Below are 20,065 nucleotides of genomic sequence, written 5' to 3'. Positions count from 1 at the left end.
AACCCGACACAGTGGCCGGGTTTTACAGTGCAGTTCAAACGAAAAGTGATTAATCGAGATCGATACCTTTTCGCTCTGCTGTCGACCTAATGTAGCCTCTCCAGCTGCGAGCACTGCGACGTTGACCGTCAAAGGTTGCCGCTTCATCAACATACCGCATTGCCTGGCGATAGTCACCACCATAGAAATACGCTTCTGCTAATGACATATAGACACGACCTTCGTCTTCACGCTCAAGGTAGTCCAGGGCTCTCTTCAAAGGTTCAGTTGCCGCAATATACTGTTCATTCAACAGCATCAAGTTACCTTGCTTACGGTAATATTCACCTTTGTCGCCAGAGTCGTTAGTTGCTTCTGCTGCGCGCTCATACCAAGAAACGGCTTCATCAAGCTCTTTCGCTCTGTGGTAACTGTTTGCAATAGTTGCAAAGTTTCGAGCAGATTCCTCAATATCACCGGCTTCTACATGCTTTTCCATGGTAGTAGCTGCTTTATACGGAATACCCTCATTGTCGTACAACTGAACCAACATTTTAAACTGGCTCTCTGTACTCAGGTATCCGGCTAAATACGCCACTTCCAAAGTTTGAAGAGACTTAGATAAGTTTTCTTCTAACATGTAGAATTGAGCTAACTGTGGCCACCAAGTAGTAACCTCTGGAAGCTTATTCAAACCTTCTTCAAGAACACCAATTGCTTCAGGATACATCTTACGCTCGTAGTAAGAGGCCATCATCAAATTGTAAACGTTCTTTTCTGGCTTATCTGCAGCTTCTAAAGATGCCTCTGCAAACGGAATGACCTTAGCAAAGTTCTTTAACTGATAGTGGGCATTAGCCATATATAAGAAAACTTGAGAGTCACGTTTACCTGTAAATTGAATCCAATTTTTAAGGTATTCAAGACTCTGCTCGTACTTTTCTTCCTGAAGACTAATCTGCCCTACCAGTTTCATCGCTGCTGCCTGGTCGTTCCAACCAAGCACGTCTTGATCAACAGCGTCTTTCAAAACTTCTAAAGCGTCGGCCATGCGCTCATCAGCTGCATAAAGATTTCCAAGAAAGCGGCCCAGGTAAGCAGAGTCGTAACCTGGGTCAGGATCCTGTTCTTCAAGAACAGCTATTGCTTCCTTAATTTTTTCTTCTTCATACAGCTCAAAGGCGTCCATGATAGCTCGTCCAATACTCTGCGAAGCAGCTTTATTGTCGCGAGCTTTTTTCTGCGCCTCAACGGTCTCTTGATCCGGTATGCTGAAGCCAAAATCCTGAGCCGAAGCCTGAACCGTTGTCATCGACATAACCGAAGCAAAAGCCAGGACACTAACAAATGTTTTTAATATATATTTCATTTCTTAGTTCCCATCCATTGTGAAGTCGAGCTGAACGGTCATGCCTTCCTGACGGACAGGCTTACCATCAACAACCTTCGGCTTATACTTCCAGCGCAACAAAGCGCGGCGCGCCTCTCGGTCAAACACTCGACGAGGTTCAGAATCGATGACTTCAACGTCAGTTACACCACCTTGTTGATCGATAGTGAAGCGCAATTGAACCCAACCTTCGGTGCCATTTCGAGCAGCTGATGGCGGGTAACGCGGTTCAATTCGAACAATTGGTGTTGCGTCACCGTCAGAACTTAAACCTCCGCCTGGACCAGAAAGTCCTGTATCAGCTCCACCAACATCAACATCAAAACCCATGTTCATGTTCATTCCACTGTCTGTTGTATCTGGCTCAGACTGTGGTGTTTCTGGTGGTTGCTCCGGCGGCGGCGGTGGCGGCGGCGGAGTACGCCGACGCTCCTGAACGTCAGACTCAGGTGGCGACGTTACGATGTCAATAACCGGGGTTGGAGGCGGCGCTTCGTTGCGCTGCGCTCCTCCGCCGATTAAGTAAGCCATGAAAGCAAACAGAGCAAACGTAACGGCGGCACCTAGTAGTAAAGATACTAAAAAGCGCACCATATTAGTTATTCTCCGCAGCTATGGATATCTTATCGATACCCGCTTCCTTAACCTGGTCCATGACTTCTACAACGACACCATGCTCAGCTTTCTTATCGGCCTGGATTACAACAACGTCAGTCGGCTGTTCAGCCAACATACGTTCAATGTTAGCGCCTACACGCTCTACATCGACCTGACGCTTGTCCATCCAGACTTCACCGGTTTCGCGAATTGCGATAAAGATGTTAGCTGAAGGCTCCTTGGTCGTGTTACTGGCTTCAGGTTTGTTAACCTGAATACCTGCTTCTTTGACGAATGAGGTCGTTACGATAAAGAAGATCAACATAATGAAGACGATGTCGAGCATCGGCGTCATGTCGATCGACGCATCTTCCTCTTCTCGATTACGATTACGTGCCATAGTTTTACTCTCTTAGTGATGTGGCAAACTGTCAACAAGGCCTTCTTTCGCTCTACGCACTTTACTCTCAAGACGTGTCGCGAAAAACATACCGGATAACGCTGCAACCATTCCCGCCATTGTCGGGATAGTCGCCATCGAAATACCCGATGCCATCAGACGAGGGTTACCCGTCCCTTGTACTGCCATGATTTCAAACACCGTAATCATACCTGTCACGGTACCCAACAGTCCGACCAGCGGACATAAGGCAACACAAGTTTTTATCAACAGAATACGTGCATTCAGTTTTTCGTTCGCTTCGGAAATCCATGCTTCACGGATTCTATGGGCGTACCATGAGGTGGTGTCCTTACGGGCATCCCATTTCGCAATAATTTCTTTACGAAATTTAGGGAACGCACCTGTAAGGTACCAATAACGCTCAATCATCAGTACCCACATTAGAAAGAGCACCCCCATGACGATGTACAAGACATCGCCACCGGTAGCCAGAAAATCCCTGATAGATTCCCAAAGTTCCATCAGGTAAAGCATGGGTTACTCCTTCTCCGAGTGCGAGGCTACGATACCCGCTGCTTGCTCATCCAAAATATGAACAATAGACTTGCCGCGAGCAGCCACAATACTGTGAGCCAAAATCAATGGTATAGCAGCGATCAGACCCATAGCGGTTGTTACCAACGCCATAGAGATGTCACCTGCCATGATCTTCGGATCACCGGTACCAAACAGTGTAATCGACTGGAAAGTACCAATCATACCAACAACTGTACCTAACAGACCAAGCAGCGGTGCGATAGCCGCAAGAATCTTGATGACATTAATGCCACTTTCAACTTTCGGTGTTTCGCGCAGAATAGCTTCGTCCAGTTTAAGCTCTAAGTTTTCAACATCAGCGTTCTTATTCTCTTGGTAAACCTTAAGAATACGACCTAATGCGTTATTGTCTTTAGGCTGTTCAGGATTCTTCAACTGAGAACGGATTTTTCCGGCAGCTGCTGTCAAGGTAACCAACTTGAATACAGAAATTAACAGACCCAGAATTAATACCGCAGTAATAACATAACCAACAGTATCACCCGAGTGATAATGCTCTTCTAGAGTCTTCTTTCCCGTCAACAGACTAAGAATCTGACCTTTTGAAGGATCAAGGTATACACCTTCGTAACCTTCTTCTGTACTAGTAAACTCTTCAGCTTGTGAAGTTGCAGCACCCTCCGGTTGACGACCTAACGGCTGAACTTGTTCAGTTGTGTCGTTATAAACCAGGTACTGATCGCCTGAAATCAAGTTAAAGGTACCAACGCGAACCACTTCACGGTTTTCAGTTCCACCGTCTAGAAGGGTAACATCAGTATTAAATTTAACCACTTTACCCGATTCGACCATTTCAGTCAGAAGCGCTTTCCAAAGCTCTTCAAGTTCTTCCAGAGTAGGAAGTTCTTTTGCTTCAGATAAACTCTCCAAGACGTCTTCACGGCCTGGGTACTGCGCACTAACAATTGACGTTGCAACACGACCGATAGTTTCTGTCGCTGCACCACGAACAACACCGAACATTTCACCTAAGGTGCCTTTGGCGTTCTCAAGTTCCTGTTCTTTATTAGCCAGCTGGACTTCGTTTTCAGAAAACTCTTCCTGTAAACGTTTGCCCCGAGCTTTCTCTTCCTCTAGCTCCTGCTTAGCCTGGTTAAGCAAAGCCTGCTTATCGGCACGGGCAGCTGTAAACTCACGCTCACGTTCAGCGTTAAGTTCACGAGAAGAAACACGATTTTTCTCAACAAGCTGTAGCAGCTCATTAAGGTTCTTAGCTTCAGTTTCATCCTGAGCCTGTGCAGCGAGAGTCGTACCGGCAGAAAGGGTGACTGCTGCTGCAATCATTAACGATTTAACTAATTTATTCATTCTGCACTCTCCGCTGCGAATACTGGAAGTTTCACCAGATCGTAAGCAAGTTGCTTACGAGACATACGAATCGCTTGGGTTAGAGGACGGATAAATTCGTCTTCCAAAGCAGTCCACTCATCGGTTTCGTTGTTGTAGATCCAAGCATTTTTCAAGTCTAAAGACTGTGCTAAGAAAGCAACACGACCCATGTGGAAATAATCAACAGCAATTTCCTTACCATCAATTTCCAGGTTGCCCTGGTAAGAAATCAAACCTGAACCGTAGTCCATTTCTGTCTGATAAGCTTCGATGATTTGGCGGAACTGCTCTGATGTAGAAACACTTGAGCTGTCCATGATGTCACGCAGACGCTCAACACGATCCATACGCTTTTCACGGTGAATTGGAATGTCCAATTTCACGAACTGTTCAAGCGAATCAATCATTTCATACATCAAAGGAACAACGCCCTGCTTAGTGCGTTCGATTCCATCAATTTGTTTCTGAAGAGACTCAAGCGTCGCGTTTTGGTCATTGACCAAACGCTGAACGTGATCGTTATAGACTTTCAAGTTCTCGTACTCAGAAACAACTGAGCGATACTCGATAAGAAGATCTTGGCTCTGCTCGAACAAAGAGTTGATTTTCTCTTGCGACTGTTCGTCAGCGTTCAAAATCTTCTTCTCTTCGTTTTGTAGCTTAGCTACATCTACTTGCTGTGCAGCGGCAACGCCGGTGCCAGCAAACGCCATCACACCCATCAGGGTTGCAGCGAGTTTGGTTCTTTTGATTACTTTGGTCATAGTTCCCAACCAATTTGACTTAACTTCCGCTTCAACGCCTAAGGCGCGAAACACCAGTTGTTTGAATGACGAAAAGATCTAGTTCTACACTTTATTTTTATTGCCTAAAATGCAGCAATACCAATGAATACTCCCACGATGACTATACGCTGTCAACCAAGTAAACTGAGTCAACCGCGCTATAGCTGTCGCTATATATCCAGTGTAGAACACGGATCTGGAGTCGCGTAATTTCCAGATTTTTTCTCGGACAACATCCTGTCGTCAACTCTTTTCATACCCTGAATTTAGGTGCTTATCTACCTAACTCTGGATATTACTCCTTCTAGAATAGTATCACTTTTTGATCGGCGAACAACACTGACTTTTGAATTTCAACGTTTTTTAAACAACTAATTCGTCGACCTATATTCAATGACAGACCCAATTTAGTGACCTAAGTTCCAAATTCCTTTAAGATAAAGGCATGAGAGAGATATTAAATGCAACGTCAATACAACATATTGAACAGCTGCTCACTAATTTAAGTGAGCGTGCTGAGCAGATCGATGCAAAAAATCGACAAAAACAGAACGAACTGAGCGAAAAATGGTTCAGTCCATCACTTTTCAGCAAACGCTCTAACCTGGCAATTGATTACGTAACCGAAACTCGGGACACCTTTGTACAACTTCAAAGAACAGAAGGTCAGCAAGCTCAGTATTATCTTGCGGAGCGTCTGAGCCTGCAATTGGAAGCTTTAACCACGGCATTGCGTATTAATAAGCTTCCTAAGCAAGAACAAGACAGCCGCATTACGGCACAAAATAAGATTCAGCAATTGCATCAACAGCTTGTTACTTACAGAGACTATGAAAGACGGTTGACCGAAAACCTGGATAACGCCGTTTCTCAAAACAATCCGGTGTTAATACAACGAGCCCAGCAACGACTTAACCGATGCCAAATGGCTATTGATACTCTGGAGAAAAAGATCAGTCGTTATGAAGAAGGTTGACGTCCCTTTTATTTATTCACCTATATATAGTGAATTAAACTTACCTCCCCGGCATCGGTACCCAATAGAGAAATACCGTTTATTAAAAAATTGGGCAATTAAGCACGGGGCCAAAGAACACCAATGGCATAGACCAAGCGCTCTTAATTGGCAGCAAGTCGCCCGTACGCATTGTTCAGGTTACATTGAGCAGCTTCGCCAAAACAGTATGGAAAAGACACTCTGGCGCCGCATTGGCTTCCCCTGGTCGGAAAGCTTATTGCAGCGCACATTAACCTCAGCCGGAGGAACTCTGTTAACCACTGAGTTGGCATTAACTCGTGGTATCGCCATTCACTTCTCCGGAGGTTACCATCATGCTCATAAAGACTGGGGAAGTGGTTTTTGCTTAATCAATGATTTGGCAATTGCCTGTAATGAACTGTTGCTTAAGTACCCAAGCTTAAAAATCGCGATATTGGATACCGATGTTCACCAGGGAGACGGAACGGCTACTCTGTTTGCTAATGACGACAGAGTTTTTACTTGCTCACTCCATGGCGAGCGCAACTTTCCGTTCTCTAAAGTTGAGTCTGACTTAGACAAACCCTTAGCCAAACATACGTCCGATGAGCAATACCTGGATACTTTGAAGGAGACCCTGCAGTTTATTAAGCGGGACGTTAAACCCGACCTTATTTTATACGACGCCGGTGTTGATATTTATCAACGTGATGAGCTAGGCCACCTGAATATTAGCCTTGCCGGAATTTTTCAACGTGACCTTTCTGTACTAGGCTTTGCAAAGCGTGAAGATATTCCCCTGGCTGCCGTTATCGGAGGCGGTTATCAACGTAACTTAGATCGTTTAGTCCGCGCTCATGCTCAACTACTAAGAGCCAGCTATCATGTTTATACTGAGAGTCAGCTACTAACAGAAGGAAAGACGTATGAAGTTTGACGATGACATCCACAATTACTATGAACGCTTAGTTGCCGACCGAATAGAAGAGTTGGAATTAGAAAAACAATACAGTCAGGAGTTTCTTTCTGACCTGTGTTGTCTGGTACTTAATCAGTTACCGCCCCGCTACATTCGACACGAGGTGGATATGGCATTCTTCTTGCCCCCTTCAAAGCGACTGGATATGGAGATGCAAGTACATAAAGCAATAACGGAAGCATTGGAATTTCTTAAAGGAAGGAAACGCCCCGACGGCGATTAATAAAAATTGGGTGGCGACTCTACCAGCCACACCTCGGCACACACATCCCTGACTACGGCTGCTCCCTTCCGGGCCTGACCGGGTTCGCCAGTTAGCGTTGCGAGGGGACCCGCAGAGTCACCATAAACGCTTTATTCAAAGCGGGCTGCATTATGAACCAGTTATTCGACCGAAACAACCCGCAGCTAACCTTTTGCTTACTTTTTCTGCAGCTTTTCCGCAATAGCCTGACGAGCTTCATCTGAACTTAATGCTTTAGCAAAAAACGTCGCTTCCCGACTGATGCGATCAGCGACAGATTCAGCCGGCTGCTTAAGTAACCGCTTAGAAATTCGTAGCGACTTACTGGATTGTTTACGCAGCTTATCGAGCGTTTCATCAACCACAACGGGCAGACGTTCAAGCGAAACAATATGGTTAACAAAGCCAGCTTGCTGCGCCGCCTGCGCATCAAAGCTTTCACCAAGTAGCAACAACTCCGCCGCTTTTTGATAACCACAAATTTGCGGTAGTAAGAGACTAGAGGCGGCCTCAGGTAACAGCCCCAGCTGTACAAAAGGCAAGGCAAATACGGCTTCATCGCTACTGTAAACAATATCGCAATGCAACAGCAAAGTAGTCCCAATACCTATCGCTAACCCGTTAACAGCCGCAACAACAGGAACCTCGACACGCGCCAGCGTATGCAAGAATTTAAATGGTGGCGCCGACTCGTCTAAGTTCTCAATCGCTAAGAAGTCATTTAAATCGTTCCCCGCAGAAAAGCTGTCACCACTGGATTCAAAAAGTACCGCATGAATTGAGTTGTCAGCGTCCGCAGCTTTCAATGCTTCGTTACACGCTGTGTACATATCCTGGGTGAAAGCATTTTTCTTTTCAGGTCGATTTAGCCGTATACGAACAACGCCGTTATCTTGTGAAACCTGTACGAGCTCTTCAGTACTCAAAATCCGTCTCCTGTCACCGTCTACTGACCGCGGTTTTTCCACGCTTTTTTTGTCGCTTCATGCATTGGGACAATAAGTTCCAGCGCGGTTTTATCGCCGGCTGGTAACTCCATCTGGTTAGGTCGTTTCGGCGTGACTCTCTGCCCCCACTTAATTAAACCGGCTCCGCAAGTGAGTCCACCACCAAATACCGCCGACATAATACTATCACCCGGCTTAATAATGCCGTTATCAGCTGCCTCAGCAAAGGCAATAGGTAGGGTTGCTGAAGAAGTATTTCCGTACTTCTGAATATTAATAACCGTTTTTTCACTCGGTACTTTGCACATTTTACCGAGAAAATCGATGAGTCGCTTGTTCGCCTGATGCGGGATAAGCGCGTCGATATCGTCGGTTGTCATTCCCGTTTGCTGGAAGACATTCTCTACTGCAGCACTCATACCTTTTACGGCACGTTTAAAGATTTCCTGGCCAACAAAATCAAACTGCATAATTCCGTCAAAACCGAAACGGTCAAAGCTTAAGCCAAAATCAAGGCTGAGGACATCACGGGCATCCGCATCACAGCTAATATGACTGGCCAGTAAGCCGACTTCTTCGTCTGATGCTTCAAGCACCATAGCACCGGCCCCGTCACCAAATAGCACGGCACTTTCGCGTTTAGTCCAGTCAAGAATCCGGGTAAGACGCTCTGCTCCAATGAGCAAAACCTTTTTATGAGCACCAGTCTTTATCGACTGAGTCGCCACATGCATAGCGTATAAAAAGCTGCTGCAAGCAGCATTTAAGTCAAACGCCGCAGCGTCTTTAGCACCAATGTTCCGCTGTACAGCCGAGGCAACGTTTGGGATGATTTCGTCCGCAGTGCAAGTACCGACAATAATGAGATCAAGTTCGCTGGGGTCTAAGTCAGCTGCTGCCAGCGCGTTTCGCGCCGCTACAGTTGCCAGCTCAGATGTCCCGACATGGCTCACTCTACGTTCAGAAATTCCTGTTCGTGAAACAATCCATTCATCAGATGTTTCAAGAAAGGTCGCAAGGTCATCATTGGTCATTACAGCCGGTGGCAGACATTTTCCCCAACCGGTAATTTCAGCAAATTTAGTCACGGCAAAACCTTTTACTTCTGTCGGCTAGTATCCTCATAATGATAGAGTGTTTTATGACGATACCGTTTCATCGTATCATAGCACGAATCGACGTCAGGTGAATGACCGCCAGGAAAAAGGATAAATCATATGTTTCGAATAATACTTACAGCTACTTTTGCGCTTTTTATTAGTGCCTGTCAAAGCCAACCTGATCCATTAATCATCAGTGCTGATGCTGTTACAAATAGCCTTAATACTAAAGTAAACCAGTTGAAAGTTGAGGATAAACGCTCCTACTCCTACCTGTATCGTCATAAGAAAGAAGAGGACAAAGCAGAGTTCGCGCCCGCTCAAAGACCTTTAACAGCTATCGTTGAAGAAGCACTGCAGCCGGTAACAGGCTCGAGCAGCAACAACGGCTTAACCTGGTATGTCACTATTGAAAAAGCGCTGGTTGACGCCACCCTGCACACGATTAAATACGAGCTTGAGCACAGTGTGACCATACGAGTCGAAGCAATGCGCGCTAATCGTAGATACAGTAACTTTTACTCCGGAACCTACAGCTCAACAGGCGGTCTGAAACCTGCTCAGGCCACAATTGAACGACAATTTAAACAACTGTTGAACTCTGTGCTGTCTGACATTGCCAATGATCCTAAACTGCGTCTGCCAGAACAAGAGGACTTTTAATCATGAAGTGGTCGAAGTATTTACTGGGCGTTGCCGCTACTTTCTTTCTCAGTTTCAGTCACGCTGAAATTCAACCAGATAATCCTTTTCCACGAGTAAAGATGGTGACCTCTATGGGTGATATTGTGGTTGAGTTAAACCGAGACGCTGCTCCCTTAACGGTTAAAAACTTTTTCCGTTACGTTAAAAAAGCACAATATAACGGCACCATATTCCACCGCTTAGTACCCGGTTTTGTCATTCAGGGCGGTGGTTATGACAAAAACTTTCAGGACAAACCCTCTTACGAGAAAATCGTCAATGAGTCAGGTAATGGCTTGAAAAATGAATACGGGACTATTGCTATGGCGCGGGAACGAGAGCCTCACAGCGGCACCCGTCAGTTTTTCTTTAATTTAAACGACAACACCTCTCTCAATCCTGATGATGGTGACTGGGGATACGCTGTCTTTGGCCGCATTGTTGAGGGAGTTGAAGTGCTGGAGGCCATGGCTGAGCTAGAGTCACAGGCTTACAGTGATGACATAGGCTGGGCCGACGTACCGGTTGACCCGCCGACTCTGAAACGCATTGAGGTTGTACCGCAAAACTGATGGCAGTCACTAAACCGACGTTCTGGCAGGATCTACAAGTTTATCGTCAATCGCGTGTATGGGTAATATTCGTGCTGGGTATTGCCAGCGGATTTCCATGGGTGATGATTGGCTCGGCTTTATCTGCCTGGTTACAGGAAGTAGGACTCACGCGCTCGGTCATCGGCTATTTTGGAGCGGTTTTTGGTGCCTATTCCATTAACTTCTTGTGGTCCCCTCTTATTGATAACCTCAAGCTTCCCCTCCTGACTCGTTGGTTAGGACAAAGACGGAGCTGGATATTTCTGTGTCAGGCACTCATTGCAGCAGGATGCTTTGCGCTGGCGAGCCTGGATATTACAAGCAATTTGCACTTAGCCGGCTTTATTGCTCTGGGCATAGCGGTTAGTTCCGCGACTCAGGATATAGCCATTGATGCCTATAGGATTGAGTCTTTTGCTGAAACCGAGGGACGTCTACAAAATGCCGGGGCTGCAATGACGACAGCTGGCTGGTGGACAGGTTACAGCGGCTTAGGTGCTTTACCCTTTTTCATTGTCGATGGCGTTGACTGGCAGTGGCAGCATGCTTATTTCGGTCTGGGCTGCGTTATGCTTGCTCTGGCCGTTGTTGTACTCTTTGTGCGTCGTACGACTTATCATAGCGATCCCACGATAAAGACAAAGCTGACTAACTTTTGGCCAGCAATGAAAGAACGCATTTCTATTACTGTTGTTCAGCCAATAGCCGAGTTCTTTTCCCGAAACGGTGTAAAGCTGGCCTTATCCATTCTTGCTTTTATCTTTTTGTTTAAAATTGGTGAAGCCTTTCTTGGTCGTATGTCGATAGTCTTTTATAAAGAGATTGGGTTCACAAACGCAGAAATTGGTACCTACTCCAAACTCGTTACCTGGTGGGTGACTATTGTATTTGCGTTACTTGGCAGTGCAGTCAACCTGCGTCTGGGCATTGTTAAAGGCTTAATGATTGGCGGTATTGCTATGGCGTCGTCTAACCTGATGTTTTCCTGGATAGCGTTAGTCGGCCCCGATACTAACCTCTTTTTAAGCGCAGTATTGATTGATGGCTTTACCAGCGCCTGGTCTACCGTTGCCTTTGTTGCTTTTATCAGTCTGCTCTGTAACCGAACTTTCACCGCAACCCAATATGCATTGATGGCCTCACTGGGAACCCTGGGTAAAACCATGCTAGCGTCCTACAGCGGTGTTATTGTCGACTCTATGCAGGGTAACTGGGCACTGTTTTTTGTCCTAACCGCGGTTATGGTCATACCCAGTCTGGCTTTCCTTTGGCTTATTCGCAAGCCGCTAACGGCATTGGAGAAACAGCGTGATGCCAATTAAATACCACTGGATTACGCTAGGCCCCGGAGCCGTAAGTGGGCTTATTGCCAGCGGGCTATGCGATAACGGCGAATCGGTTTCTGTTTTATCACGTCATAACCGGGCGGCAACTATTGAGTGGCAACTTGTTCGCGCACATGAGAAAAGAAACTATAAAGTTCCTGCAACTCAATTACCAATACCGAAAAATAGTGTCTTCATTGTTGCCGTTAAAGCTTTTGATGTTATTAGTGCCTTGCAGCACATAACAGCGCTTGAAGGTTTTGATAAAAGTATGCCTATTGTTTTGAGTCATAACGGCATGGTTGAGCTACCTAAGACATTAAGGCAGCTTAATCTGCATCCTATGGTGACGACTCATGGAGCAGTTAAGAGCAAAAACGAAAACGGTATTATTCGTATTGAGCACAGAGGCACGGGTCGCAGTTGGCTCGAAGTCAGGCAAGAAGAGCCAGAGCCCTGGTCAACCCTTCAGCAAGCCTTCCCGCCACTTGTACTTGAGCAGAATACTAGCCAGCGGCGCTGGTTAAAGTTAATAATTAACTGTGTAATAAATCCACTAACAGCCATTTATAAGTGCGAAAACGGAAAGTTACTTGAGGATAAGTGGCAATCGCAAATCGTAAGCTTGGTTAACGAAGCCGTTGCTGTGGCTGAAACTCAGAACGTAGTCTTAGACGCTAAGATGTGCCACCGGGAAGTATTGAGAGTTGCACAAGAGACTGCGCTAAATAGCTCATCGATGTTGCAGGATATCAAGCAGCAAAGGCACACTGAAATAGAGCAATTAACCGGTTACTTGATTAAAACAGGTGAGTCGGCAGACGTCGCCACGCCAACTCACCAACAGCTGCTGAATGAATTTCAAAAGCGTTACGGTTAATTAGTCTTTATCTTCAATAAAGTCGACCACTTCAAGCCCAAAACCCGATAAAGCCGAATAACGTTTTGGTGAACTCATTAAATGCATCTTATGAATATCAAGGTCAGCCAAAATCTGTGAACCTAAACCGACATTACGAGAAGCATTTGAAGCTGACGCAGTAGGTTTGTGCTCACCTTTGTCCTGTGCCTCAAACTCCTGAACCTGTGCAATGATATTATCCGGTGTTTGTTGACGACCAATAATAACCAGTACACCGTCATGTTCAGCAATATAAGACATCGCCTTTTGAATTGGCCAGCTGCGCTTGGCAGCTCGCTCGGTTAAAAAGGTGTCATGGAAAGTGTCCTGTAAGTGAACACGCACATTCGTTACCTTATCCTGCGATAAATCGCCATGAACCAGTGCATAATGCACCTGCTTGTCTATCGTGTCCTGATAAGTCACCAAATGAAACTTACCAAAGGCTGTAGGCAGGCTGCATTCTGCGACACGTTCAATGGTTTTTTCCTGGATTGAGCGATACTCAATAAGGTCAGCAATGGTGCCTACTTTAATGTCATGCGCTTTAGCAAAAGCTTCAAGGTCAGGGCGACGCGCCATGGTACCGTCTTCGTTTAACACTTCGACAATAACCGAGGCGGGCTCAAAACCAGCTAAACGCGCTAAGTCGCAACCGGCTTCGGTATGCCCGGCGCGGTTAAGCACCCCACCCGATTTAGCTTTTAACGGAAAAATATGACCCGGCATAACTAAATCTTCGGGCTTCGCATCTTTTTTAACGGCGTCCAGCACTGTTTTCGCTCTGTCGGCAGCAGAGATCCCCGTTGTTACTCCCTCTGCGGCTTCAATGGAAACCGTAAAGTTTGTTGCATAAGGCGCGTTGTTTTTATCGACCATTAACGGAAGATTAAGTTGTTTACAGCGTTCCTCGGTTAGCGTCAAGCAGATAAGTCCACGACCATAACGCGCCATAAAGTTAATGGATTCAGGCGTTACGCACTCAGCGGCAATAATAATGTCGCCTTCGTTTTCGCGATCTTCATCATCCATCAGGATAACCATTTTTCCCTGACGAATGTCTTCAATAATCTCTTCTGTGCTATGCAGTGACATACCGCTTTACCCTTAATCTTGTGTTTGAGGTACTGCTACCAAGCGTTGATCCGGGCCAACCTGCCGGCGATCAATAACTTTAAATCTTGGCGCTGAAGCTAATTCTAATGGTTCACTCATGTCGATAACCGAACGACCATGGTGACCCAGTATTTGACCAGAGCTGTATATCATCATTCGGTCACAGAGTTGCTGTTCAATAATCGCACCTGCCAGACTAGCGCCGCACTCTGTCCACACCTGATTGATTTCACGTTTAGCTAATTCAATCATCAGTGCTTTTAAACACACTTTGCCGTCTCTGTCCGCTTCAATAATAAGCTCATGGCAATGTGGGTGCCGAGTGTCCTTGCCCGGCGTTGTGCGTACCAGCCAAACAGGCGCCGGTGACTCAAACACCCGGGCATCATCATTCACCCGATGTTGGCTGTCGATAATAATACGTACTGGCTGTTTTAATGGTTCAGGCAGTGGTCGTGATGCCGGCCATTGATTAACTCGTACGGTAAGCTTCGGGTTATCCGCTAAAACCGTTGCTGCGCCGGTCAAAATAGCATCTGCCTGAGCGCGATAAGTCTGCACGTCACTGCGAGATTCCGCAGAGGTAATCCACTGGCTGCGACCGTCCGCCAAAGCGGTTTTCCCATCGAGTGAAGTCGCCATTTTTAAGGTGAGCCACGGGCGTTGTCGTGTCATGCGGGAAATAAACCCGGGGTTCAAACTCTCGGCTGCGGACTGCAACGTACCAACGTCAACACGTATGCCTGCCTCTTCTAAACGCTTAATCCCGTTACCACTGACGCGAGGATTAGGATCCCGCATAGCCACAACAACGCGGGCAACGCCAGCTTCAATCAGAGCGTCGGCACAAGGCGGAGTTCGTCCAATATGGCTGCAGGGTTCAAGAGTGACATAAGCGGTTGCCCCTTTTGCCTTTGTACCTGCAAACCGCAAAGCATGAGCTTCGGCATGAGCTTCACCTGCCTGATGATGCCAACCTTCTGCGATAACTTCTTCGCCGACAGTAATGACACAGCCCACAGCCGGGTTAGGCCGGGTTGTCATTAACCCACGCCGCGCGAGTTTTAACGCGCGGTGCATCATTATATGGTCAAACTGTTGTTCTAATAAATTAGTCATTCAGGCGTGCGATTTCTTCACCAAACTCACGGATATCCTCGAAAGAACGGTACACCGACGCAAAACGAACATAAGCAACTTTATCAATCTGTTTCAGGTTTTCCATAACCAAACTACCGATAAAGTTGCTGCTAATTTCGCGCTCACCGGTGGCGCGTATGCTCGACTTTATTTTGTTGATTGCCTGCTCCATCAGCTCAAGACTCACAGGACGCTTTTCCAACGCTCTTAATAAACCGTTGCGCAGCTTATCTTCGTTAAATGGTTCACGCGAACCATCGGTTTTGATGACTCGCGGCATAATCAGCTCTGCCGTTTCAAAGGTCGTAAAGCGCTCTTTGCAATGGTTGCATTCACGCCTGCGACGAACCGAGGCCCCATCCGCAACAAGTCGCGAATCGATAACCTTAGTATCTTGTGTGCCGCAAAATGGACAATGCATTGCCTGACTCCTTTAAGTGCGCTTTACAACTGCTATTCATTAACCGTAAACAGGAAACCTGGCGCATAACGCTTTTACTTGCTCGCGAACTTCGCTGATTTTGCTTTCATCAGAAATATCATCCAGAACATCGCAAATCCAGTTCGCAACCTGCTCGGCTTCGGCTTCTTGAAAACCACGACGGGTAATAGCCGGTGTGCCTAAACGCAAACCTGAAGTGACAAACGGTGAGCGCGGATCATTAGGCACGGCATTTTTGTTCACGGTAATAAAAGCATTACCTAAAGCTGCATCCGCATCTTTACCGGTAATGTCTTTGTCAATTAAGTCAACCAGGAACAAGTGGTTCTGAGTGCCATTGGAGACGATTTTATAGCCGCGCGCCTGCATGGTTTTAACCATAGCGTTGGCGTTCACTAATACCTGCTTTTGATATTCTTTAAATTCCGGCTGCAAGGCTTCCTGGAAAGCAACCGCTTTACCAGCAATAACATGGCAAAGTGGGCCACCCTGGTTACCCGGGAATACCGCGCTGTTTAACTTCTTGTGTAATTTCTCATCGTCACTACCTGAAATGATCAAACCGCCACGTGGACCCGCAAGAGTTTTGTGTGTGGTCGTCGTAACAACGTGAGCATAAGGTACCGGGTTAGGATATTCACCGGCGGCAATTAAGCCTGCAACATGAGCCATGTCGACCATTAGATAGGCATCGACTTTGTCAGCAATTTCACGGAACTTTTTCCAGTCAACAATACCAGAGTAGGCTGAAAAGCCTGCAACAATCACTTTCGGCTTATGTTCCTGCGCCAGCTTTTCAACTTCGGCGTAATCGATTTCGCCAGTGGACTCATCCAAACCATATGAAACCGCGTTGTAGAGTTTGCCTGAAAAATTAACTCCGGAACCGTGAGTTAAGTGACCGCCGTGAGCCAGACTCATACCAAGGAAAGTATCACCGGCTTCCATAAGAGCCATGAAAGCAGCGGTATTTGCCTGAGAACCTGAGTGCGGCTGAACGTTTGCGTACTTAGCACCAAACAGTTGCTTTGCGCGCTCAATAGCTAAGTCTTCGACTTTATCGACAAACTCGCAGCCGCCGTAATAGCGCTTATGCGGATAGCCTTCTGCGTATTTATTGGTTAGCTGCGAGCCCTGAGCCTGCATAACCCGCGGACTGGTATAGTTTTCTGATGCAATCAGTTCAATGTGTTGTTCCTGACGTTCAACTTCACCTTGCATCGCCTGCCATAAGTCCGCATCAAAGTCGGCAATGTTCATCTCAGATTTCAGCATTACAGCTCTCCAAATCATTAAATGGTCTTAATTTGTCCGGTATTTTACCTTAAAACACAAATGAGTGCCTAGTTCAGCGCAACAAAGTTTGGGGATGTTCGTAAATAACAGTAAACTATGCAGTAACTTTTTTGTTGATAGGAAGGATTTTACGTCGCTATGGCGCAATATATCTATTCAATGTCTCAGGTGAGCAAAGTTGTTCCACCTAAGAAAACCATCTTAAAAGATATTTCTCTGTCGTTTTTTCCGGGGGCCAAAATTGGTGTTCTGGGTGTCAACGGTGCCGGTAAGTCAACCTTACTACGCATTATGGCGGGTGTTGATAAAGAGTACGAAGGTGAAGCCCGCGCTTTATCGGGAACTCAAATTGGTTATCTGCCTCAGGAACCCCAGCTAGATGAAAACAAAACGGTGAAAGAAACCGTTGAAGAAGCGGTGGCGGACGTTAAAGAGGCTTTCGCTAAGCTCGATGAAATTTACGCGGCTTACGCTGACGAAAATGCTGACTTTGATGCTCTCTCAAAAGAGCAAGGCGAACTAGAAGCTTTACTACAGGCTAAAGACGGTCACAATATTGATAATATTCTGGAGCGCGCAGCCGATGCGCTTCGTCTTCCCGAGTGGGATGCCAAAATAGGCAACTTGTCAGGTGGTGAACGCCGTCGTGTGGCTATCTGCCGCTTGCTGTTATCTAAGCCCGATATGCTGCTACTCGACGAGCCGACTAACCACTTAGACGCAGAGTCCGTTGCTTGGTTAGAGCGCTTCCTGCACGATTACACCGGCACCGTCGTTGCCATTACCCACGATCGTTATTTCCTCGATAATGTTGCTGGTTGGATCCTTGAACTTGACCGGGGCTATGGTATTCCATGGGAAGGTAACTATTCTTCCTGGCTGGAACAGAAAGAGAAACGTCTGGAGCAGGAAGAGCGTTCAGAAAAAGCCCGCCAGCGCACCATTAAACAAGAGCTGGAGTGGGTACGAACTAACCCCAAAGGCCGCCAGGCGAAAAGCAAAGCACGTCTTAATCGCTTTGAAGAGCTGCAAAGTGGCGACTACCAAAAACGCAACGAGACCAACGAGTTGTTTATTCCGCCAGGTCCTCGTCTGGGTGACAAAGTCATTGAAGTTAATGGTATTAGCAAAGCTTACGAGAAGCGCCAGCTTATCGATAACCTAAGCTTCAATGTTCCTAAAGGTGCCATTGTCGGTATTATTGGCCCTAACGGTGCGGGTAAATCCACCTTATTCCGCATGATCAGCGGCCAGGAGCAGCCAGACAGCGGCTCTATTGAGCTCGGTGAAACAGTGCAGCTAGCCAGTGTTGATCAGTTCCGTGACAGCATGGACGACAGCAAGACTGTTTTTGAAGAAATTACTGACGGTAACGACATCCTGAAAATTGGTAACTTTGAAGTGAATGGTCGCGCTTATGTCGGCCGCTTTAACTTCCGTGGTACCGACCAGCAAAAACGTATTGGCGAATTGTCTGGTGGTGAGCGTAACCGGGTGCATTTAGCGAAGCTGTTAAAAGCCGGCGGCAACGTACTGTTACTCGATGAGCCAACCAACGACTTGGACGTTGAAACCTTACGGGCACTTGAGGAAGCCATTCTGGAATTCCCGGGCTCTGTCATGGTTATCTCGCACGACCGTTGGTTCCTTGACCGCATCGCTACCCATATTCTGGATTACCGTGATGAAGGCGAAGTGGTCTTCTACGAAGGTAACTACAGCGACTACGAAGCTTACATGAAAGAAAAATTCGGTGAGCAGGCAATGGAGCCACACCGCATTAAATACAAACCTATTGGTTAATAGACCGGGTATCAAAAGGGAGCATAAAGCTCCCTTTTTTCTGCAAACTACATCACATCCAGTGCTTGTTGAAGGTTTTTCACGCCAATCACTTCCATGCCTTTTGGTGACGTTTTTGGCGCATTACCGACAGGCACAATGGCTTTTTTAAAACCGTGTTTAGCCGCTTCGTTTAATCGCTCCAGGCCATTAGGTACCGGGCGTATCTCACCGGCCAGACCAACCTCACCAAACACAATTAATTCGCGCGGCAATGGTTCTCCTTTAAAGCTGGAGACAATGGCAAGCAACAACGCTAAGTCTGCTGACGTTTCGGAGACTTTAACGCCACCAACAACGTTCACAAAAACGTCTTGATCAGACACCTGCAAGCCACCGTGCCGATGCAAAACAGCCAGTAATAATGCTAATCGCGTTTGTTCCAGCCCCACAGCAACCCGGCGTGGGTTTGCCAGAGCCGAGTAATCAACCAGCGCCTGAATTTCAACCAATAGCGGTCGCGTACCTTCCCAAACCACCATAACAACCGAGCCATTTCCCTGGTCCTCCGCTCGTTGCAGGAATATAGCCGATGGATTTGAAACCTCTTTCAAACCACCGCCTGTCATCGCAAATACGCCAAGCTCGTTCACTGCACCAAAGCGATTTTTAGTACCGCGCAGAGTGCGATAGCGCGAGTCTGATGAGCCATCCAGAAGTACAGAGCAGTCAATGCAATGCTCCAGAACTTTAGGCCCCGCCAAATGCCCTTCTTTGGTCACGTGTCCTACCATAATAATGGCAACGTTCTTTTGCTTTGCGTAGCGCGTTAAAAAAGCTGCCGCCTCACGAACCTGCGAAACACTGCCCGGCGCTGACTGAATGTCAGCCATATGCATTACCTGAATCGAATCAATGACCATAATGGCAGGTTTTTCTTTGTCGGCCAGCTGACAAATACTTTCTACCGAGGTTTCAGAGAGCATGCGCAATTTGTCGGTTGGCAGATTAAGCCGCTGTGCCCGCATTGCTACCTGCTGCAAAGATTCCTCACCGGTCACGTAAAGCGCTGGCATACGCTCCGCCAACTTACATAGGGTTTGCAATAATAAAGTACTCTTACCGGCACCGGGTGAACCACCTATCAGTATTGCCGAACCGGGGACTACACCACCACCTAAAACCCGGTCAAATTCCTGAAAACCCGAGCTGAAACGCGGGACTTCCTGCAAGTCGACCTCGTTAAGAGTCTGAACCCTGGCATCGGTAATACCGCTAAAGCCCCGACGGTCTGACGAATTAGAGGTTGTTTTAGACGTTAAACGAATTTCAGTAAGCGTATTCCAGGCCTTACATTCCGTGCATTGTCCCAGCCAACGAGGGAAGTCTGCACCACAGTCATTACACACATATGCACTTTTTGCTTTTGCCATTCGTCTGCTTCTCGTTTTATGATG

General features: G+C 46.8%; 21 protein-coding genes and 1 other RNA gene. 8 read left to right on the top strand and 14 right to left on the bottom strand.

Features of this window, described 5'->3' with window-relative positions:
• Positions 1-49: 49 nt before the first annotated feature.
• From VBY75_RS00180 to VBY75_RS00155, 6 genes are read right to left on the bottom strand one after another with little or no spacing between them, the layout of a single operon-like run.
• Positions 50-1,348 (bottom strand): tetratricopeptide repeat protein, encoded by a 1,299-nt coding sequence (locus VBY75_RS00180; RefSeq protein ID WP_199493856.1) that lies wholly within the window; start codon positions 1,346-1,348, stop codon positions 50-52.
• Between the two features lie 3 nt (positions 1,349-1,351).
• On the bottom strand, positions 1,352-1,963 hold the full coding sequence (locus VBY75_RS00175; protein ID WP_054491078.1) for an energy transducer TonB: 612 nt from the start codon (positions 1,961-1,963) through the stop codon (positions 1,352-1,354).
• A gap of 1 nt (position 1,964) precedes the next feature.
• On the bottom strand, positions 1,965-2,366 hold the full coding sequence (locus VBY75_RS00170) for an ExbD/TolR family protein (protein ID WP_199493857.1): 402 nt from the start codon (positions 2,364-2,366) through the stop codon (positions 1,965-1,967).
• Positions 2,367-2,378: 12 nt separating this feature from the next.
• The gene (locus VBY75_RS00165) at positions 2,379-2,903 is read right to left on the bottom strand and encodes a MotA/TolQ/ExbB proton channel family protein (RefSeq protein WP_199493858.1); all 525 of its coding nucleotides are present in this window, start codon (positions 2,901-2,903) and stop codon (positions 2,379-2,381) included.
• 3 nt (positions 2,904-2,906) lie between these two features.
• Entirely contained in the window at positions 2,907-4,274 is a 1,368-nt protein-coding gene (locus tag VBY75_RS00160; protein ID WP_199493859.1) for a MotA/TolQ/ExbB proton channel family protein, read from the bottom strand.
• Entirely contained in the window at positions 4,271-5,059 is a 789-nt protein-coding gene (locus tag VBY75_RS00155) for a DUF3450 domain-containing protein (RefSeq protein WP_199493860.1), read from the bottom strand. The genes VBY75_RS00160 and VBY75_RS00155 overlap by 4 nt, the downstream gene beginning before the upstream one ends.
• 466 nt (positions 5,060-5,525) lie before the next feature.
• On the opposite strand from VBY75_RS00155, the gene VBY75_RS00150 reads away from it, so the two are divergent.
• The 3 genes from VBY75_RS00150 to VBY75_RS00140 are packed head-to-tail and all read left to right on the top strand — an operon-like array spanning position 5,526 to position 7,261.
• The gene (locus tag VBY75_RS00150) at positions 5,526-6,056 is read left to right on the top strand and encodes a primosomal replication protein (protein ID WP_271331187.1); all 531 of its coding nucleotides are present in this window, start codon (positions 5,526-5,528) and stop codon (positions 6,054-6,056) included.
• Positions 6,043-6,996 (top strand): histone deacetylase, encoded by a 954-nt coding sequence (locus tag VBY75_RS00145; RefSeq protein ID WP_199493862.1) that lies wholly within the window; start codon positions 6,043-6,045, stop codon positions 6,994-6,996. The genes VBY75_RS00150 and VBY75_RS00145 overlap by 14 nt, the downstream gene beginning before the upstream one ends.
• Positions 6,986-7,261, top strand: a complete 276-nt coding sequence (locus tag VBY75_RS00140; RefSeq protein ID WP_054491086.1) for a late competence development ComFB family protein — start codon at positions 6,986-6,988, stop codon at positions 7,259-7,261. The genes VBY75_RS00145 and VBY75_RS00140 overlap by 11 nt, the downstream gene beginning before the upstream one ends.
• A gap of 17 nt (positions 7,262-7,278) precedes the next feature.
• On the opposite strand, the gene ffs is transcribed toward VBY75_RS00140, so the two are convergent.
• From ffs to VBY75_RS00125, 3 genes are all read right to left on the bottom strand, one after another.
• An RNA gene (gene ffs / locus VBY75_RS00135) (signal recognition particle sRNA small type) lies at positions 7,279-7,375 on the bottom strand.
• 83 nt (positions 7,376-7,458) lie between these two features.
• Positions 7,459-8,208 carry an enoyl-CoA hydratase-related protein gene (locus VBY75_RS00130; RefSeq protein ID WP_222235626.1) on the bottom strand — a complete coding sequence of 250 codons (750 nt, stop codon included), beginning with the start codon at positions 8,206-8,208 and terminating at the stop codon, positions 7,459-7,461.
• 20 nt (positions 8,209-8,228) lie between these two features.
• Positions 8,229-9,317: a ketoacyl-ACP synthase III gene (locus tag VBY75_RS00125; protein WP_054491088.1), complete on the bottom strand. Its 1,089-nt coding sequence runs from the start codon at positions 9,315-9,317 to the stop codon at positions 8,229-8,231.
• A 129-nt stretch (positions 9,318-9,446) separates the two neighbouring features.
• Here VBY75_RS00125 and VBY75_RS00120 point away from each other — a divergent pair, with 129 nt between their 5' ends.
• The 4 genes from VBY75_RS00120 to VBY75_RS00105 are packed head-to-tail and all read left to right on the top strand — an operon-like array spanning position 9,447 to position 12,811.
• Positions 9,447-9,992, top strand: a complete 546-nt coding sequence (locus VBY75_RS00120; RefSeq protein ID WP_199493864.1) for a YajG family lipoprotein — start codon at positions 9,447-9,449, stop codon at positions 9,990-9,992.
• A gap of 2 nt (positions 9,993-9,994) precedes the next feature.
• The gene (locus tag VBY75_RS00115) at positions 9,995-10,585 is read left to right on the top strand and encodes a peptidylprolyl isomerase (protein WP_222235628.1); all 591 of its coding nucleotides are present in this window, start codon (positions 9,995-9,997) and stop codon (positions 10,583-10,585) included.
• The gene (locus VBY75_RS00110; protein WP_199493866.1) at positions 10,585-11,928 is read left to right on the top strand and encodes an AmpG family muropeptide MFS transporter; all 1,344 of its coding nucleotides are present in this window, start codon (positions 10,585-10,587) and stop codon (positions 11,926-11,928) included. Before VBY75_RS00115 ends, VBY75_RS00110 begins: the two co-directional genes overlap by 1 nt.
• On the top strand, positions 11,918-12,811 hold the full coding sequence (locus tag VBY75_RS00105; protein WP_416511466.1) for a ketopantoate reductase family protein: 894 nt from the start codon (positions 11,918-11,920) through the stop codon (positions 12,809-12,811). Before VBY75_RS00110 ends, VBY75_RS00105 begins: the two co-directional genes overlap by 11 nt.
• Here VBY75_RS00105 and ribBA read toward each other — a convergent pair whose 3' ends face one another.
• Genes ribBA through glyA form a run of 4 tightly spaced genes read right to left on the bottom strand, consistent with a single transcriptional unit; the run spans position 12,812 to position 16,805 of the window.
• Complete coding sequence (gene ribBA / locus VBY75_RS00100; protein ID WP_222235629.1) at positions 12,812-13,927, bottom strand: bifunctional 3,4-dihydroxy-2-butanone-4-phosphate synthase/GTP cyclohydrolase II; 1,116 nt, start codon at positions 13,925-13,927, stop codon at positions 12,812-12,814.
• Positions 13,928-13,939: 12 nt separating this feature from the next.
• Entirely contained in the window at positions 13,940-15,067 is a 1,128-nt protein-coding gene (ribD, locus tag VBY75_RS00095) for a bifunctional diaminohydroxyphosphoribosylaminopyrimidine deaminase/5-amino-6-(5-phosphoribosylamino)uracil reductase RibD (protein WP_278356336.1), read from the bottom strand.
• Positions 15,060-15,509 (bottom strand): transcriptional regulator NrdR, encoded by a 450-nt coding sequence (gene nrdR / locus VBY75_RS00090; protein WP_054491095.1) that lies wholly within the window; start codon positions 15,507-15,509, stop codon positions 15,060-15,062. The genes ribD and nrdR overlap by 8 nt, the downstream gene beginning before the upstream one ends.
• A gap of 39 nt (positions 15,510-15,548) precedes the next feature.
• A complete protein-coding gene (gene glyA, locus VBY75_RS00085) occupies positions 15,549-16,805 on the bottom strand; it encodes a serine hydroxymethyltransferase (RefSeq protein ID WP_222235631.1) in 1,257 nt (418 codons plus the stop codon).
• A 159-nt stretch (positions 16,806-16,964) separates the two neighbouring features.
• Between glyA and ettA the strand changes: the two genes are divergently transcribed.
• The gene (ettA, locus tag VBY75_RS00080) at positions 16,965-18,629 is read left to right on the top strand and encodes an energy-dependent translational throttle protein EttA (protein ID WP_416510478.1); all 1,665 of its coding nucleotides are present in this window, start codon (positions 16,965-16,967) and stop codon (positions 18,627-18,629) included.
• 47 nt (positions 18,630-18,676) lie between these two features.
• Here the strand turns inward: ettA and radA are convergent, their stop codons facing one another.
• The gene (radA, locus tag VBY75_RS00075; protein WP_054491098.1) at positions 18,677-20,041 is read right to left on the bottom strand and encodes a DNA repair protein RadA; all 1,365 of its coding nucleotides are present in this window, start codon (positions 20,039-20,041) and stop codon (positions 18,677-18,679) included.
• Between the last annotated feature and the right edge of the window lie 24 nt (positions 20,042-20,065).

Origin of the sequence: Idiomarina sp. HB (assembly GCF_048059115.1) — a bacterium.
Taxonomy (GTDB): Bacteria; Pseudomonadota; Gammaproteobacteria; order Enterobacterales; family Alteromonadaceae; genus Idiomarina; species Idiomarina abyssalis.
Note: the sequence above shows the minus strand (reverse complement) of the source record. Positions and strands in the feature narration are given on the sequence as shown.